The sequence below is a fragment of the Phascolarctobacterium succinatutens YIT 12067 genome (assembly GCF_000188175.1).
In the GTDB taxonomy this organism is placed as follows: Bacteria; Bacillota; Negativicutes; order Acidaminococcales; family Acidaminococcaceae; genus Phascolarctobacterium_A; species Phascolarctobacterium_A succinatutens.
Genome location: NZ_GL830916.1, coordinates 21,729 through 36,127, shown reverse-complemented (window position 1 = coordinate 36,127; position 14,399 = coordinate 21,729). Strand labels below are relative to the sequence as shown.

Sequence of the window (14,399 nt, the reverse complement as noted above, 5' to 3'; positions counted from 1 at the left end):
GCCGTGAAATACTTGCGTTTACGGCTAATAAACGATATAATGGAGAAAAGTGGTGCAATGTGGGTAAAAAGGGGGCGACAAAATGCTTTTAGGTGAATACGAACACACTCTGGATGCAAAAGGTCGTCTTGCTATGCCTGCTAAGCTGCGTGAAAGTTTGGGCAGTAAGTTTATAATTACCAAAGGTCTGGACGGCTGTCTTTTTGTTTACGATATGGAGCAATGGCATCAGTTGGAACAGAAGCTGGCAGCCTTGCCGATGAGCCGCAAAACAGCGCGTGATTTTACACGTTTTCTCTTTGGCGGTGCCTGCGAGGGCGAATGTGACAAGCAGGGCAGAGTGCTTTTGCCGGCAAACCTGCGTCGTCATGCCGGTCTGGAAAAGGATGCTGTGATTGTGGGCGTAGGCAGCAGAGCCGAAATTTGGGATGCAGGCCGTTGGAACGAATATAACGAAGAAAATGCCGAGGATGTGAGCGAGCTTGCAGAGCAGCTTGCTGACTTAGGAATATAAGATTGGTGTTGGCTATGGAATTTAAGCATACAAGTATTCTGCTCGCTGAGAGCGTGGACTTTCTGATAACAGATAAAAATGGTATTTACGTGGACTGCACTATGGGCGGTGCAGGTCATAGCAGTGCGTTTGCCGCACAGCTGGAGGCAGGCGGTCTTTTGATTGGCATTGATCAGGATGATGATGCTATTGCTGCCGGTTCCGAACGCTTGCTGAACAAATTTACCTGCAAAACCGCAGTTGCCAAGTCCAATTTTGAAATTTTTTCCCAGGTATTGGATTCTATGGGAATCGATGAAATTGACGGTATCTTTTTTGATCTTGGTGTTTCGAGCTATCAGCTGGATACACCGGAGCGTGGTTTTTCGTATATGCATGACGGACCTTTGGATATGCGCATGAATAAAGAAGCAAGTCTGGATGCAGAGTACATTGTAAACCACTATAAGGAAGAAGAGCTGGCGGATATCATTCACCGTTACGGTGAGGAACGTTGGGCGAAGCGTATCGCACAGTTTATTGTGGCGGCACGCAAAGAAAAGCCGTTGACTACTACCTTTGAGCTGGTGGATGTCATCAAAAAGGCTATTCCCAAGGGAGCAAGACTTGACGGTCCGCATCCGGCGAAGCGTACCTTTCAGGCTATCCGCATAGAGGTAAACAACGAGCTGGGAATTTTGGCAGATACTATGGAAAGAGCCGTGAACCGCTTAAAGAGCGGCGGCCGTATCGGTGTCATTACCTTCCATTCGCTGGAGGACAGAATTATTAAGCAGACCTTTGCCAAGCTTGCCAAGGGCTGCACTTGCCCGCCGCAGCTGCCGGTGTGCGTATGCGGTAAAAAGCCTTTGCTGCGCAAAACAGGCAATATTGTTCCATCCAAGGCAGAGGTGGAAGAAAATCCGCGCAGCCGCAGTGCGCGCCTGCGTTATGCAATTAAGATTTGACAAATGCACATAGATAAATTTTGATGTTTTGATGAAGGGTGATTTTGATGCTTGCCAGAAAATACGATAATTATGCTTGGCAGGAGCAGCCTGCCGAGCAATATGAGGTTCAGCAGCCTGCCCGCAGAAAAGTACATAGACCTGATCCGAGAAGAGTGCTGCGCAACAGAATTCTTAAAGCATTTTTACTTATTATGGCAGCTTATTTTATTGTTGTTTTACGCAGTAACGCTATGGTGCAATATGGCAATGAGCTGGTGAGCCTGCAACAGCAGGAGGCTCAGCTTATCACCAAAAACAACGAGCTGAAAATCGAGGTTGAGCAGCTGAAGGGTCCTGACCGTATTATCGGTTTGGCCGAACAGTATTTGGGTATGAGTGTTGCCCGCAGCAATATTTATGTTAAGGCTGGCGGAAGCAGCAATTCTTTGGCTGTGCATAACAAATAAACATAGCCATTCAGTTTATATTGTGATATAATTTGAATGGGTTTTTGGGAGGCAGCCTTTTGGCTGCCGTTTCAATTTAAATTCTATACTATAATTAAACTAGAAGTAATTTACGGCTTTGCTCCTTGAAGGGCAGAACGTAAAACAGGGGGGTTAATAAATGGAAAAGCAATTAGCTTCACTCCTTGCCTTATTGCCGCAGGCTGAGGTAATTGGCAGTGCCGATAAAGTTATTACTGATGTAACTGCCGATTCCCGTGCGGTGGTAGCCGGCAGTCTTTTTATCTGCCTGAAGGGTGCAACTGTAGACGGACATAAATTTTTGACGATGGCTGCCGAGAAGGGCGCTGTTGCTGCGCTGGTGGAGGACGTTCCCGCTGAAGTACCGCAGGGTGTTACTCTTATTAAGGTTGCTGATACGCGTGAGGCTATGGAGCTGGTAACGCCGTATTTTTATGATTATCCGGGACGCAAGCTGAGAATGATCGGCGTGACCGGTACTAACGGCAAAACAACCTCGACGAATATTATTCGCCTGATTCTGCGTAAGGCAGGCTATAAGGTTGGTCTGATCGGCACTATCAATATTATGATTAACGATGAGATTACCGAATCTCATAACACTACTCCGGACGTAGTTGACCTGCAGAAAACACTGTACGCTATGTGCTGCGCCGGCTGTGACTACTGCGTAATGGAAGTTTCCAGCCATGCTTTGGCGCTGAAGCGTGTGGCAGGCATTGAATATGACTGCGCTGTGCTGACGAATATTACCCAGGATCACCTGGACTTCCATAAAACAATGGAAAACTATCGCGATGCCAAGAGCCTGCTCTTTGAGCATCTGACCGACGGCAGTAAGCCGAATAAAAACGCTGTCTTCAATATGGATGATCCAAGCTCCGCAATTATCCGCGAGCGTACCAAGGCCAACGTGCTGACCTACGGCGAAGGCCATGATAATGACATCTATCCGCTGAGCTTTACGGTAGAACCTAAGCATATGCAGCTGCTGTTGCATACTCCGGTGGGCGAAATGGACCTGGAGCTGAAGATTACCGGCGAGTTCAACGTGTATAATGTTATGGGTGTTATCGGTGCAATGCTGGCTGAAAATATTGACAAGGATATCATTGGCTCCGTACTCGACGGTTTTGACGGCGTCCCTGGACGTTTCCAGCTTGTTGAGGCAGGACAGCCTTATACTGTTATTGTAGACTACGCACATACTCCCGACGGTTTGGAGAACGTGCTGAAAACAGCGCGCTCCATTACCCGCGGTAAGCTGTGGGTTGTGTTCGGCTGCGGCGGTGACCGTGACAACAAAAAGCGTCCGCTGATGGGTGCGCTGGCGCTGGAGCTGGCTGACAATATCGTTGTTACCTCCGATAATCCGCGTACCGAGGATCCGGAGCTGATTATCGACGAAATCTTTACGGCACTGCAAAATGTGCCTGCAGGCAAGCACGTTACCCGTCTGAGCGACAGACGTGAGGCAATCTGCTATGCTTTGGCAGAGGCTGCTGACAATGATGTTATTCTGATTGCCGGCAAGGGCCACGAAAATTACCAGATTTTGAAGGACAGAACTATTCACTTTGATGATAAAGAAGTTGTAATGGAATACTGGAGTGATAAAAAATGCTGAAGGCCAGTGAAGTTTTAGCAGCTACTAAGGCTGTTTGTGCAGATTTTGAGTTTACCGGCGTAACCACCGATTCCCGTGCGGTAAAGCCGGGAGAATTATTCGTAGCGCTGAAGGGCGATAATTTTGACGGCCATGACTATTGCGCCAAGGCTGTGGAGCTGGGTGCTGCGGGCGTTGTCGTATCCCATGAGGTGAGCGGCCTGCCTGCGGGCGTTGCTGTGTTCATGGTAGAGGATACGCTGCTTGCTTATCAGCAGCTTGCGCATGCCTACCGTCTGCGTAAGCAGGGCCTGAAGGTTTTTGCTATCACAGGCTCCAACGGCAAAACCTCTACTAAGGATTTGCTGGCTGCCTGCCTGAGCTGCAAATATAACGTTGTCAAAACTCAGGGCAACTTCAATAATGAAATCGGTCTGCCGAAAACCTTGCTGAGTATTAAGCCTGATACCGATATTGCCGTTGTGGAGATGGGCATGCGCGGCTTGGGCCAGATTGCCGAGCTGTGCCGCATTGCCGAGCCTGACAGCGGTCTGATTACCAACGTGGGCGAAACCCACATGGAGCTTTTGGGCAGCATGGAAAACATCGGCAAGGCCAAAAGCGAAATCGTACTTAATTTGCCGGAGGATGGCTTTGCTGTGCTCAACGGCGATAACGAATACGTACTGCCGGCAGCAGACAAAACCAAGGCAAAAGTTGTTTACTTCGGCCTGGGCGAAAACTGCGACTTCCGCGGCAGTGATATTGTGACCTCCGGTGCAGGTACTACCTTTACCTGTACCCATAAGGCTACCGGTGAAGCTGTCAATGTAAGCCTGCAGCTGATTGGCGAGCATAACGTTTATAACGCATTGAGCGCTATTGCCGGCGCCTTCTGCTACGGCGTGCCGATGGCAGTAAGCGCGCAGGCGCTGGCAACTGCCCGTCTGACAGGCAGCCGTCAGGAAATCGTTTATATCGGCGATATTACCTTTATCAATGACGCATATAATGCAAGTCCTGCTTCTATGGAAGCGGCACTGAAAACCTTGGCGGAGGCCAAGAAGGCAGCGCATGGCAAGGCCCGCACTATTGCTGTGCTGGCAGACATGCTGGAGTTGGGAGATATCAGTGAGGATGCGCATCGCCGTGTAGGCCGCTGGGCTGTAGAAAACGGTGTAGATTTTGTACTGACCTACGGTCCGCAGGCTGCTTATATTGCGGATGAGGCTGCAGAGCTTGGCGGCAAGAGCAAGCATTGCGCTGACCGTCAGGAGGCAGCGGATGCTCTGCGTCTGATGGCTTCCGCAGGTGATATTATCCTGCTTAAGGGCAGCCATTCCATGCAGGTTGACAAAATGCTGGAGCTGTTCAAGTAAACTTAAGAGAGTGAGATTTTAGTAGATGTTAAAATTAATCGGAATTCCTGTGACTGCGTTTATCGTGTGTGCTTTAATCGGCCCGGTGCTGATTCCTTATCTGCATAAGCTGAAGTTCGGCCAGTCTATCCGAGAGTGCGGACCGGCAAGCCATATGGCGAAAAGCGGCACACCGACGATGGGCGGACTTATGATGCTGGCAGCGTTGCTGGTTGCTTTGCTGTGGGGCAACTTTACTCCCCATGTAATTATTGCTCTGGTGCTGACAGTAGGCCATGCGGTCATAGGCTTTATAGATGATTACATCAAGGTTGTAATGAAGCGTAATCTGGGCCTGACTGCCAAGCAGAAATTTTTACTGCAGTTCATTCTGGCCGGTGCCTATGTATATTTCGCCGAAACTCATATCCGCAATACGGAGCTGTGGGTTCCCGGCATCAATGCTGTCATTGATTTAGGCTGGGGGTATTATGTGCTGGCCTTCCTGCTTTTGGTTGGCACAACCAATGCCGTAAACCTGACGGATGGTCTGGACGGACTGGTTTCCTTTGTCAGTCTGCCCGTTACCATGGTTTTCGCTTTTATTGCTTACATGCAGGGCATGTTGGATCTGAGCGGTTTTTCTTTGGGACTGACCGGTGCCTGCCTGGGCTTTTTGCTGTTTAACCGTCATCCTGCCAGGGTATTTATGGGTGATACCGGTTCCTTGGCTTTGGGTGGTGCTATTGCCGCTTTAGCGCTTTTGACACGTACAGAGCTGCTGCTGGTTATTGTCGGCGGTATCTATGTAGCGGAAGCGCTGTCGGTAATTATTCAGGTTACCTACTTCCGTTTTAGCGGCGGTAAGCGTATTTTCCGCATGTCTCCGCTGCATCATCATTTTGAGCTGGGCGGCTGGCCTGAGGTTAAGGTTGTGCGTGTTTTTACAGCAGTAAGCTGCGTATTGTCTGTCATTGGCTTATGCCTGTGGCTTAATGCATTTGTATAAAAAATCTTCGGCTATAACCGTTTTGTCGCAAATTTTGCGGTGAAAGGGCTATAGCCTATGTATGTTTATGAATAGAGGGTGTTTCTTGATGACTAAAAAGGATGCTGTAATCGTTTACGGCGCAGGCATCAGCGGCCGTGGCGCAGCGCAGGTGCTGGCAGATAGAAAGCAGCAGGTATATTTGTATAACGATATGGACTGTACTTTAGAGCCGCAGCTGCTGCAGCTTTTAGAGAGCGTTGGCGGTGGGCTGGCCATCGGTCAGGCTGCATTTGAAGGCCTGCTTGATATTGCAGGTGTGCTGGTGCTTTCTCCGGGTATCGCCTGCGATAACGCAAATGTGCTGCTCGCAGAGCAGCGCGGACTGGAGGTCATCAGCGAGGTTGAGCTTGGCTACAGGCTGTATGGCGGTCACATTGCCGCTATCACCGGTACTAACGGCAAAACCACTACCACTACTATTGTGGGCGAGATGCTCAAACGTCTGCCGGAGCCTTCTGCAGTAGGTGGCAATATCGGCCTGGCACTGTCCAAGGAGGTAGAGAGCCTGCCTCAGGATGGTTGGCTCGCTGCCGAGCTTTCCAGCTTTCAGCTGGAAAAAGTCAGCAGCTTCTGCCCTGACATCGCAGTAGTGCTGAACCTGACTCCGGATCATCTGGAGCGCCATCATACGATGGAGGCCTACGGCGAGGCGAAGAAGAACATTTTCCGTCAGCAGGGCGAAGTGCAGGTTACGGTGCTTAATTACGATGATCCTATTGTGCGTACCTGGGGTGCGGAAACTAAAGGCCGCCTGTGTTACTTCAGCCGTAAGGAAAAACTGCAGCAGGGCATCTATATGCAGGATGGGAATTTTATCATCAGCTGGGACGGCAAGCAGGAAACTGTCTGCAATATCAGCGAGCTGCATCTGTTCGGCGGTCACAACGAAGAAAACGTGCTGGCAGCCATTGCCTGCGGCTTTTTCGCCGGTGTGAGCATCAGCGATATGGCTGATGTGCTGCGTAACTTCCGCAGCATTGAGCACCGCATTGAATACGTTGCTACGATTGATGGCGTACCGTATTACAATGATTCCAAGGCTACCAACACCGATTCTACAATTAAAGCGCTGGAGGCCTTCAAGGATGGCCACATCATCCTGCTCGCAGGCGGCCACGATAAGCTGACGCCGCTGGAGCCGATGATGGAGCTTGTTAAGGAAAAGACTGATGCTCTGATTCTGCTGGGCGCTGCCAAGGAGCGCTTTAACAAGGCAGCTGTTGCCTGCGGCGTGCAGAATATCGTGCTGGCTGACAGCTTTGAGGACGCAGTGAGCAAGGCGCATTCGATGGCACATAAGCCACAGGTAGTGTTGCTTTCGCCGGCCTGCTCATCCTTTGATATGTTTAAGAATTATCCCGAACGCGGAAATTATTTTAAAAAGCTGGTACACGAGCTGGAGGGAGGTAACGTTAAGTGAAGGTAATTCTTTCCGGCGGCGGTACGGGCGGACACATTTATCCGGCCCTGACCATTGCGGATCAGATAAAAAAACTGCAGCCTGAGGCGGAAATCAGCTTCGTGGGCACACAGCAGGGCTTGGAAAAGGATATAATTCCCCGCTACGGCTACAAGCTGCAGTTCATTGAGGTAGCAGGCTTTAAGCGCAGCCTGAGCCTGGATACCCTGCGCAGCGCGGCAAAGCTTTTTGCCGGCTTATATGATGCCTACAAGATTATCAGTAACGAAAAACCGGACCTGGTAATCGGTACCGGCGGTTATGTATGCGGCCCGATTGTTTTCATGGCAGCGTTAAGGGGAATTCCCTGCTGCATTCAGGAGCAGAACGCTATGCCCGGTGTAACCAATAAAATTTTGTCACGTTATGTGCGTAAAGTATTTTTAGGTTATAAAGAGGGCGGCAAATATTTTCACGGCAAGGCAGAGCTGGAATATACCGGCAATCCTATCCGCAGTGAAATTCTGCAGCATACGCGTGAGGAAGCTGTTAAGGAGCTGGGGCTGGACCCGGCGAAGAAAACGATTCTCGTTTCCGGCGGCAGCCGTGGTGCGCGCACCATTAACAACGCTATGCTGGAGGCAGAGCTGGCGCTTTCCGGCAGAGCCGAGGTACAGGTGCTGCATGCGACCGGTGACGTGAATTATGACGCATATATGGCGGAAATCAAAAAGCGCGGCGGTGTGGCAGATAACATTATTATCAAGCCTTATCTGCATAATATGCCGGTAGCGTTGGCTGCGGCCGATCTGGCAGTATTCCGTGCCGGTGCAATCGGCTTGGCAGAGCTGATGGCTAAGGGAGTGCCGTCGCTTCTGGTACCATATCCGTATGCTACGGCAAATCACCAGGAGTTTAATGCCAGAGCGGTAGAGGCTCAGGGTGCTGCCAAGGTTATTCTTGATAAGGACCTGACGGGCGACACCGTGTTGGAGTTTATCGAGCATTTATTAGTACATGAAGAGGAATTGCAGCAGATGCATGCGGCGGCCCAAAAGCTTGGCAGACCGCGGGCTGCAGAGGTTATAGCCAAAGAGGCTGTGGCCTTGACTAAACAATAAGGGAGGGCCTCGAGTGGCTGAAAACAAATTAGCAAACCTGCATAATATACATTTTATCGGTATCGGCGGCGCCGGCATGAGCGCGATTGCTTATGTATTGATTAAGCGCGGCTATGATGTAAGCGGTTCCGATTTAAATGCCGGTCATATGTCGGCACATCTGGCGGAAGAAGGCGCTATGGTTTATATGGGCCATGCTGCCAGTCAGGTGGAGGATGCCGAGGCTGTAGTTATTTCCACAGCGATTCATCCCAACAATCCGGAGCTGATGGAGGCCAGAAAGCGCGGTATTCCCGTGCTGCACCGCAGCGATGTGCTGGCTGCAGTGATGAATGCTGCCGACGGCGTAGCTGTTGCAGGCGCTCACGGCAAAACTACTACCAGTGCGATGATTTCCTGCATTGCGGCAGAAAGCGGTATTGACCCGACTGTTATCATCGGCGGCGAGGTAAGCAGCCTTGGCGGTAATGCGCGAAACGGCGCAGGTCGCTTTGTGGTAGCGGAGGCGGATGAAAGCGACGGCTCCTTCCTCAAGCTGTATCCGTATCTTGCTGTAGTAACTAATATTGAAGATGATCATCTGGACCATTACGGTACAGAAGAAAATATATATCAGGCTTTTAAACAGTTTGTAGGCAACATCAAGGAAGGCGGCAAGGCAGTCCTTTGCTTTGATAATGCCAAGGTACGCCGTCTGGCTGCCGAAACCGATAAAGAGGTAATTACCTACGGCGTAGAAGGCGAGGGTGCTGACTACATTGCTCGTGATATTTCCTACGGTGTTGACGGCACCAGCTACAAGCTGTACTACAAGGGAGAATTTGTGACAGAGGTTCATCTGATTGTTCCCGGCAGACATAATGTGCTGAATTCTATGGGCGCGTTTGCTGCTGCACATGAGATGGGCATTGCTACCGACAAAATTCTTGCATCCCTGAAAAAGTTCGGCGGTGCCAAACGTCGTTTTGAAACCAAGGGTAAAGTCAATGGTGTCTGGGTTGTTGATGATTATGCGCATCATCCGACAGAAATCGGCGTAACGCTGAAGGCTGCCAGACAGACGAAGCCTGAGCGTCTGTTGTGTGTATTCCAGCCGCATCGCTACACCCGTACCAAGCTGCTGTTCTCTGAGTTCTGCGAATGCTTTAAGGATTGCGATGAGCTGATTCTGACTGACATTTATGCAGCCAGCGAGGAAGCAATTACCGGCGTGAGCAGCATGCATCTGGCGGAGGGTATCAAAGCAGCGACCGGTCAGGAGGTGCTGTATATCGGCAAGCTGACCAAGGCTGAGGAATACCTGGAGCGCGTTGTACGTCCCGGCGATCTGGTGATGACCATCGGTGCCGGTGATGTGTTTAAAATTGGAGAAGAATTAGTTAGGGAGTTGGAAAGAAATGCAGATTAATAAGCAGGATGTTGTTGCTGTTGTTTTAGGCGGGCCTTCCTCTGAGGCCGAGATTTCGCGTGTTACCGGCGGCGCTATTGCCAACGCACTGCGCGAAAAGGGCTATAATGCTAAGGAAGTAGAGCTGAATCCGTCTAATCTGATTAACGAGCTGCGTGATATGAACGCTAAGGTAGTATTTAACGCCGTTCATGGTATGTACGGTGAGGATGGCCGTTTGCAGAGTATTCTGGAGGCAGCAGGTATTCCTTATACCGGCTGCGGCGTACTGGCAAGCGCTGTTTCTATGGATAAATCCGCTACGAAGCGTTATCTGCAGTCTGCAGGCATTCCTACCGCACCCTGCATGATTATCAACAAGCGTGATGCAGGTGATTTGCAGACGCTGGCAGAAAAAATTATTTCCGAGTTCGGTCTGCCTGTAGTTATTAAGGCAGCAACTCAGGGCTCCAGCATCGGCGTGGTAATTCCCAAGACTGCACAAGAGGTTGTGCCTGCACTGGAGGAAGCCTTCAAGTATTCCGAAAATGTGCTGGCAGAAAAGTGCATCAAGGGCAAGGAGCTGACGATTTCTATTATGGAAGAGAACGGCGAGCCTAAGCCGTTGCCGGTTATCTGGATTGCACCGCATTCCGGAGCCTATGACTTCCATTCCAAATACACCAAGGGTGCTACGGATTACCACTGCCCGGCACCGTTTGATGAGAAAACTACTGCCTATATCCAAAAAATTGCCGTAGAAACCTACAAGCTGCTGGGACTTTCCGGTGTAGCGCGTGTAGATGCTATGCTGGGAGATGAGGATGGTGTTGCTTATGTACTTGAAGCAAATACTGTTCCCGGCATGACGGCAACCAGCCTGGTTCCGAAGGCTGCTGCTGCTGTTGGCATCAGCTTCCCGGAGCTGTGCGAGAAAATTTTACTGAGCGCTAAATAAAAAAGTTTTACTAGGAGCCAAAGGAGGTGCAGCATGGATTCATCGCAGACTATACGCGAACAACTGCGCAGACGCAGACGCCGGAAATTCTGGCACCTGGTGCGTCTATTGGTATCTACGGCTGTACTTGCTGTAACATGTACATATGCCTGGCGCTATGTGCATAATCCTGCATTTGCCTTTGGCAATGTCAGCATTCACGGAAGCAGTCAGCTGACGGAGGCAGAGGTTATCTCGCTTGCAGGCTGCGGGCAAGGACCGTTGAATCTTTTCAATGCCAGCTCCGGCCGTCTGCGTGAGGCTTTGCTGCATGATGTCCGCTTTAAGAATGCAGAGGTGGCTTACCGCTTTCCGGCAACCTTGCAGGTGAGCGTAGAGGAACGGCAGCCGGCGCTTTATGTTGCCAATTCCTATCACAGCTATCTGAAGGTGGATTATAACGGCGTTGTTCTTAGTGTGACGACTACTATTCCGGATGCTAAGGCTCCTGTGCTGGCCGGCATAAAATGCGGTAATCTTTATCTGGGCGATAAGGTTGCCAATACGGGTGTGCTGCAGATTCTGCAATTTTTGCAGCAGCTGACGCCGGAGGCACTGCAGCGTATCGGTGAAATTGCCGTTGATGATAAGCAGGATGTCAAGCTGCAGCTGAGCGGCAGCTTTCCGGTGCGTCTGGGCAGGGTGCAGGAGGTATCACAGAAGGCTTCTGTGTTTATGACTGTGTTCAACGAGATTAAAGATAAAAACATTAAGGCTGAATATATTGATTTGACCTTCGGTAAGCCATATATCAAGCTTTTGCCAAAATAAATTGCTGTTAACTTGTTACAGCTGCAAAGCTGTTGCAGCTGATGTCACAGTGAGGGTGAGATAATGAAAGAAATTTTTACTATGGATTTAAAGGGCAAGCTGTTGATTGCCGTGGTATTCATGGTGTTGGGATTTATGCTTTCGGTACAGTATAAAACTACAGAGCTTCAGCGCAATGTGCGTATGGACCGCGTAGAGGATTTGTCGGAACGCCTGAAGATTATGGAAGCCGAGAACAAGCAGCTGCTGACGGAGCTGGAAACCTTGCGAGCAGGTGCTGCCAAGGATCCTGCTGATGACCGTATGAAGCTGATGGCAGGCACGACTGACGTAGAGGGCGAAGGCATTGAGATTTTGCTGGATGACAGCAATATTGCCAAAAAGTCCGGCGAAAATCCTAATTTGTACATTATTCATGATGAAGATTTGCTGCGTGTACTCAACGAGCTGCGTGCTGCCGGTGCGGAAGCAATTTCTGTCAACGATCAGCGCATTGTAGCTATGAGCGAGATTCGTTGTGCCGGACCTACTATTTCGGTAAACAATGTCCGCAGCGCTCCGCCTTATGTTATAAAGGCTATAGGCGCTCCTAAAACTCTGAGCAGTGCCCTGCGTCTGCGTGGCGGTGTTGTAGAAACCTTTGAGTTCTGGGGCATTCAGGTAAAAATCAAGACTGTTGAAAAGCTGCATATTCCGGCGCTTAAAGCACCGCGTAGCTTTGAATACGCTAAGACAGTGGAAAGCAAGGAGGCAGCGAAATGATTGGATTTGCATTTGCCGGCCTTTTGCTTGGTCTTATACTCGGTGTTTACTGTCCTTTCAGAGTGCCGCCCGAATACGCACGTCTGCTTGCCGTAGCCGTTATGGCCGGTATGGATGCAGTACTGGGCGGTGTACGTGCTTCACTCGAAGGCAATTATGATACTCAGGTTTTCATTTCCGGATTCTTTATCAACGGTATCCTGACTGCCTTTTTGTGCTATGCAGGTAATCTGATCGGTATCGATTTATATCTGGTAGCGGTACTGATTTTCGGTATGCGTATTTTCCAGAATCTGGGAATTATCCGTCGCCTTTATATGGGCAAATAAGTGTCCTGTCGGAAGATGAAGAAAAAAATTCATTAATAAGCAGGAAAATAGCACTTTCATGTTGAACAATATAAAAATGATTTTTTTATAAATAAGCTACCCAAAGCTAAGGGGGACGTAGAATATGTTTGATGACGTAGAGACAACCTTTGAACCGTTGGCCAATATTAAAGTAATTGGTGTAGGCGGTGGCGGCAATAACGCCGTAAACCGTATGATCGACGCCGGCGTAAGCGGCGTAGAATTTATTGCAGTGAACTGCGATAAGCAGTGCCTGATGCTTTCCAAGGCAGAAAAACGCATCCAAATCGGCGAAAAGCTGACTAAAGGTCTGGGTGCAGGCGCAAACCCTGAAATCGGCGAAAAAGCTGCCGAAGAATCCCGTGACCAGATTCTGGAATCCCTGAAGGGTGCAGATATGGTATTTGTTACCGCAGGTATGGGCGGTGGTACCGGTACCGGTGCTGCGCACGTTGTTGCGGAATGTGCCAAAGAAATCGGTGCGCTGACTGTCGGCGTTGTAACCAAACCCTTTGGCTTTGAAGGTCCTCGCCGCATGAAGCAGGCTGAGGCAGGCATTGTCAACCTGAAGGAAAAGGTTGATACCCTGGTAACTATTCCTAACGACCGTTTGCTGCAGATTATCGAAAAACGTACTTCCATGCTGGAAGCATTTAAAAAGGCCGATGACGTATTGCGTCAGGGCGTTCAGGGCATTTCCAACCTGATTGCTGTTCCCGGTCTGATTAACGTTGACTTCGCCGATGTCAAGACTGTTATGTCCAATGCAGGCAGCGCTCTGATGGGCGTTGGTACCGCTAAGGGCGAAGGCGGCGGCAAGGCTGCAGCCGAAGCTGCTATCAAGAGCCCGCTGCTGGAAGCATCTATCGATGGTGCTCGCGGCGTACTGATTAACGTTATCGGCGGCAAGGAGCTGTCCCTGTTTGACGTTAACGAAGCTGCCAATATTGTCAATGAAGCAGCAGATCCCAATGCAGTGGTTATCTTCGGTGCTGTTATTGATGAAAGCCTGAATGACGAAATCCGTGTTACGGTTATCGCAACAGGCTTTGAGAAGAAATCTCCTGTTACCAAAAATGCAGTTGGCGGTCCAGCATCTATCAACCGCAACAGTAGCGGTGTTATCAAGAATTTCTCCGATCCGAATGAAATTCCGCCATGGCTGCGTCACTGATTGAAAGGAAGGCAGTAATATGAAGTGCCCGTTTTGCTCCTACCGAGACAGCCGTGTTATCGACAGCCGTGCTGTAGAGGAAGGCTGTTCTATCCGTCGCAGACGAGAATGCCCTAATTGCGGCAAACGCTTTACTACATATGAAAAATATGAGGAAACACCGCTTGTTGTCAGCAAGAAGGATGGTCGTCGCGAGCTTTTTGACGGTAAAAAGCTGCTGGCAGGTCTTTTGAAGGCTTGCGAAAAACGCCCAGTTCCTTATGAAAAGATTAAAGAGATTGCCGACAGCATCGAGCGAGAGCTGCGGATGAGTGCGGATGCGGAAATTCCCAGCGCCCAGATTGGTGAGCTGGTTATGAAGTATCTGGAGCAGACGGATCAGATTGCTTATGTACGCTTTGCTTCCGTATATCGTCAGTTTGCCGATGTGCGTAATTTTATGCAGGAGCTGGAACGCATCATGCAGAAATCTAAAGACGCAAAATAGAGGTG

The 14,399-nt window shown here is 49.9% G+C and carries 15 protein-coding genes; all 15 read left to right on the top strand.

The window, feature by feature from the left end; all coding sequences use genetic code 11:
- The first annotated feature begins 82 nt into the window (after positions 1-82).
- Entirely contained in the window at positions 83-514 is a 432-nt protein-coding gene (gene mraZ, locus HMPREF9443_RS07615) for a division/cell wall cluster transcriptional repressor MraZ (RefSeq protein ID WP_009145996.1), read from the top strand.
- Between the two features lie 14 nt (positions 515-528).
- Positions 529-1,461, top strand: a complete 933-nt coding sequence (gene rsmH, locus HMPREF9443_RS07610; RefSeq protein WP_009145995.1) for a 16S rRNA (cytosine(1402)-N(4))-methyltransferase RsmH — start codon at positions 529-531, stop codon at positions 1,459-1,461.
- Between the two features lie 47 nt (positions 1,462-1,508).
- A complete protein-coding gene (locus HMPREF9443_RS07605; protein ID WP_009145994.1) occupies positions 1,509-1,910 on the top strand; it encodes a cell division protein FtsL in 402 nt (133 codons plus the stop codon).
- A 160-nt stretch (positions 1,911-2,070) separates the two neighbouring features.
- Positions 2,071-3,558 (top strand): UDP-N-acetylmuramoyl-L-alanyl-D-glutamate--2,6-diaminopimelate ligase, encoded by a 1,488-nt coding sequence (locus tag HMPREF9443_RS07600; RefSeq protein ID WP_009145993.1) that lies wholly within the window; start codon positions 2,071-2,073, stop codon positions 3,556-3,558.
- A complete protein-coding gene (locus HMPREF9443_RS07595) occupies positions 3,552-4,916 on the top strand; it encodes a UDP-N-acetylmuramoyl-tripeptide--D-alanyl-D-alanine ligase (RefSeq protein ID WP_009145992.1) in 1,365 nt (454 codons plus the stop codon). Before HMPREF9443_RS07600 ends, HMPREF9443_RS07595 begins: the two co-directional genes overlap by 7 nt.
- A gap of 25 nt (positions 4,917-4,941) precedes the next feature.
- Positions 4,942-5,904 (top strand): phospho-N-acetylmuramoyl-pentapeptide-transferase, encoded by a 963-nt coding sequence (mraY, locus tag HMPREF9443_RS07590; protein ID WP_009145991.1) that lies wholly within the window; start codon positions 4,942-4,944, stop codon positions 5,902-5,904.
- Between the two features lie 88 nt (positions 5,905-5,992).
- Positions 5,993-7,366, top strand: a complete 1,374-nt coding sequence (gene murD / locus HMPREF9443_RS07585; RefSeq protein ID WP_040565293.1) for a UDP-N-acetylmuramoyl-L-alanine--D-glutamate ligase — start codon at positions 5,993-5,995, stop codon at positions 7,364-7,366.
- Positions 7,363-8,466, top strand: coding sequence for an undecaprenyldiphospho-muramoylpentapeptide beta-N-acetylglucosaminyltransferase (gene murG / locus HMPREF9443_RS07580; protein WP_009145989.1), 1,104 nt, complete (start codon positions 7,363-7,365; stop codon positions 8,464-8,466). The genes murD and murG overlap by 4 nt, the downstream gene beginning before the upstream one ends.
- 13 nt (positions 8,467-8,479) lie before the next feature.
- Positions 8,480-9,874 (top strand): UDP-N-acetylmuramate--L-alanine ligase, encoded by a 1,395-nt coding sequence (gene murC, locus HMPREF9443_RS07575; RefSeq protein WP_009145988.1) that lies wholly within the window; start codon positions 8,480-8,482, stop codon positions 9,872-9,874.
- A complete protein-coding gene (locus tag HMPREF9443_RS07570) occupies positions 9,864-10,811 on the top strand; it encodes a D-alanine--D-alanine ligase family protein (protein ID WP_009145987.1) in 948 nt (315 codons plus the stop codon). The genes murC and HMPREF9443_RS07570 overlap by 11 nt, the downstream gene beginning before the upstream one ends.
- Before the next feature lie 33 nt (positions 10,812-10,844).
- The gene (locus HMPREF9443_RS07565) at positions 10,845-11,621 is read left to right on the top strand and encodes a cell division protein FtsQ/DivIB (RefSeq protein WP_040565291.1); all 777 of its coding nucleotides are present in this window, start codon (positions 10,845-10,847) and stop codon (positions 11,619-11,621) included.
- A gap of 63 nt (positions 11,622-11,684) precedes the next feature.
- On the top strand, positions 11,685-12,383 hold the full coding sequence (locus tag HMPREF9443_RS07560) for a DUF881 domain-containing protein (RefSeq protein ID WP_009145985.1): 699 nt from the start codon (positions 11,685-11,687) through the stop codon (positions 12,381-12,383).
- Entirely contained in the window at positions 12,380-12,712 is a 333-nt protein-coding gene (locus HMPREF9443_RS07555; RefSeq protein ID WP_009145984.1) for a small basic family protein, read from the top strand. Before HMPREF9443_RS07560 ends, HMPREF9443_RS07555 begins: the two co-directional genes overlap by 4 nt.
- Positions 12,713-12,836: 124 nt before the next feature.
- A complete protein-coding gene (ftsZ, locus tag HMPREF9443_RS07550; RefSeq protein WP_009145983.1) occupies positions 12,837-13,907 on the top strand; it encodes a cell division protein FtsZ in 1,071 nt (356 codons plus the stop codon).
- A gap of 19 nt (positions 13,908-13,926) precedes the next feature.
- Positions 13,927-14,394, top strand: coding sequence for a transcriptional regulator NrdR (nrdR, locus tag HMPREF9443_RS07545; RefSeq protein ID WP_009145982.1), 468 nt, complete (start codon positions 13,927-13,929; stop codon positions 14,392-14,394).
- The last annotated feature ends 5 nt before the right edge of the window (positions 14,395-14,399 follow it).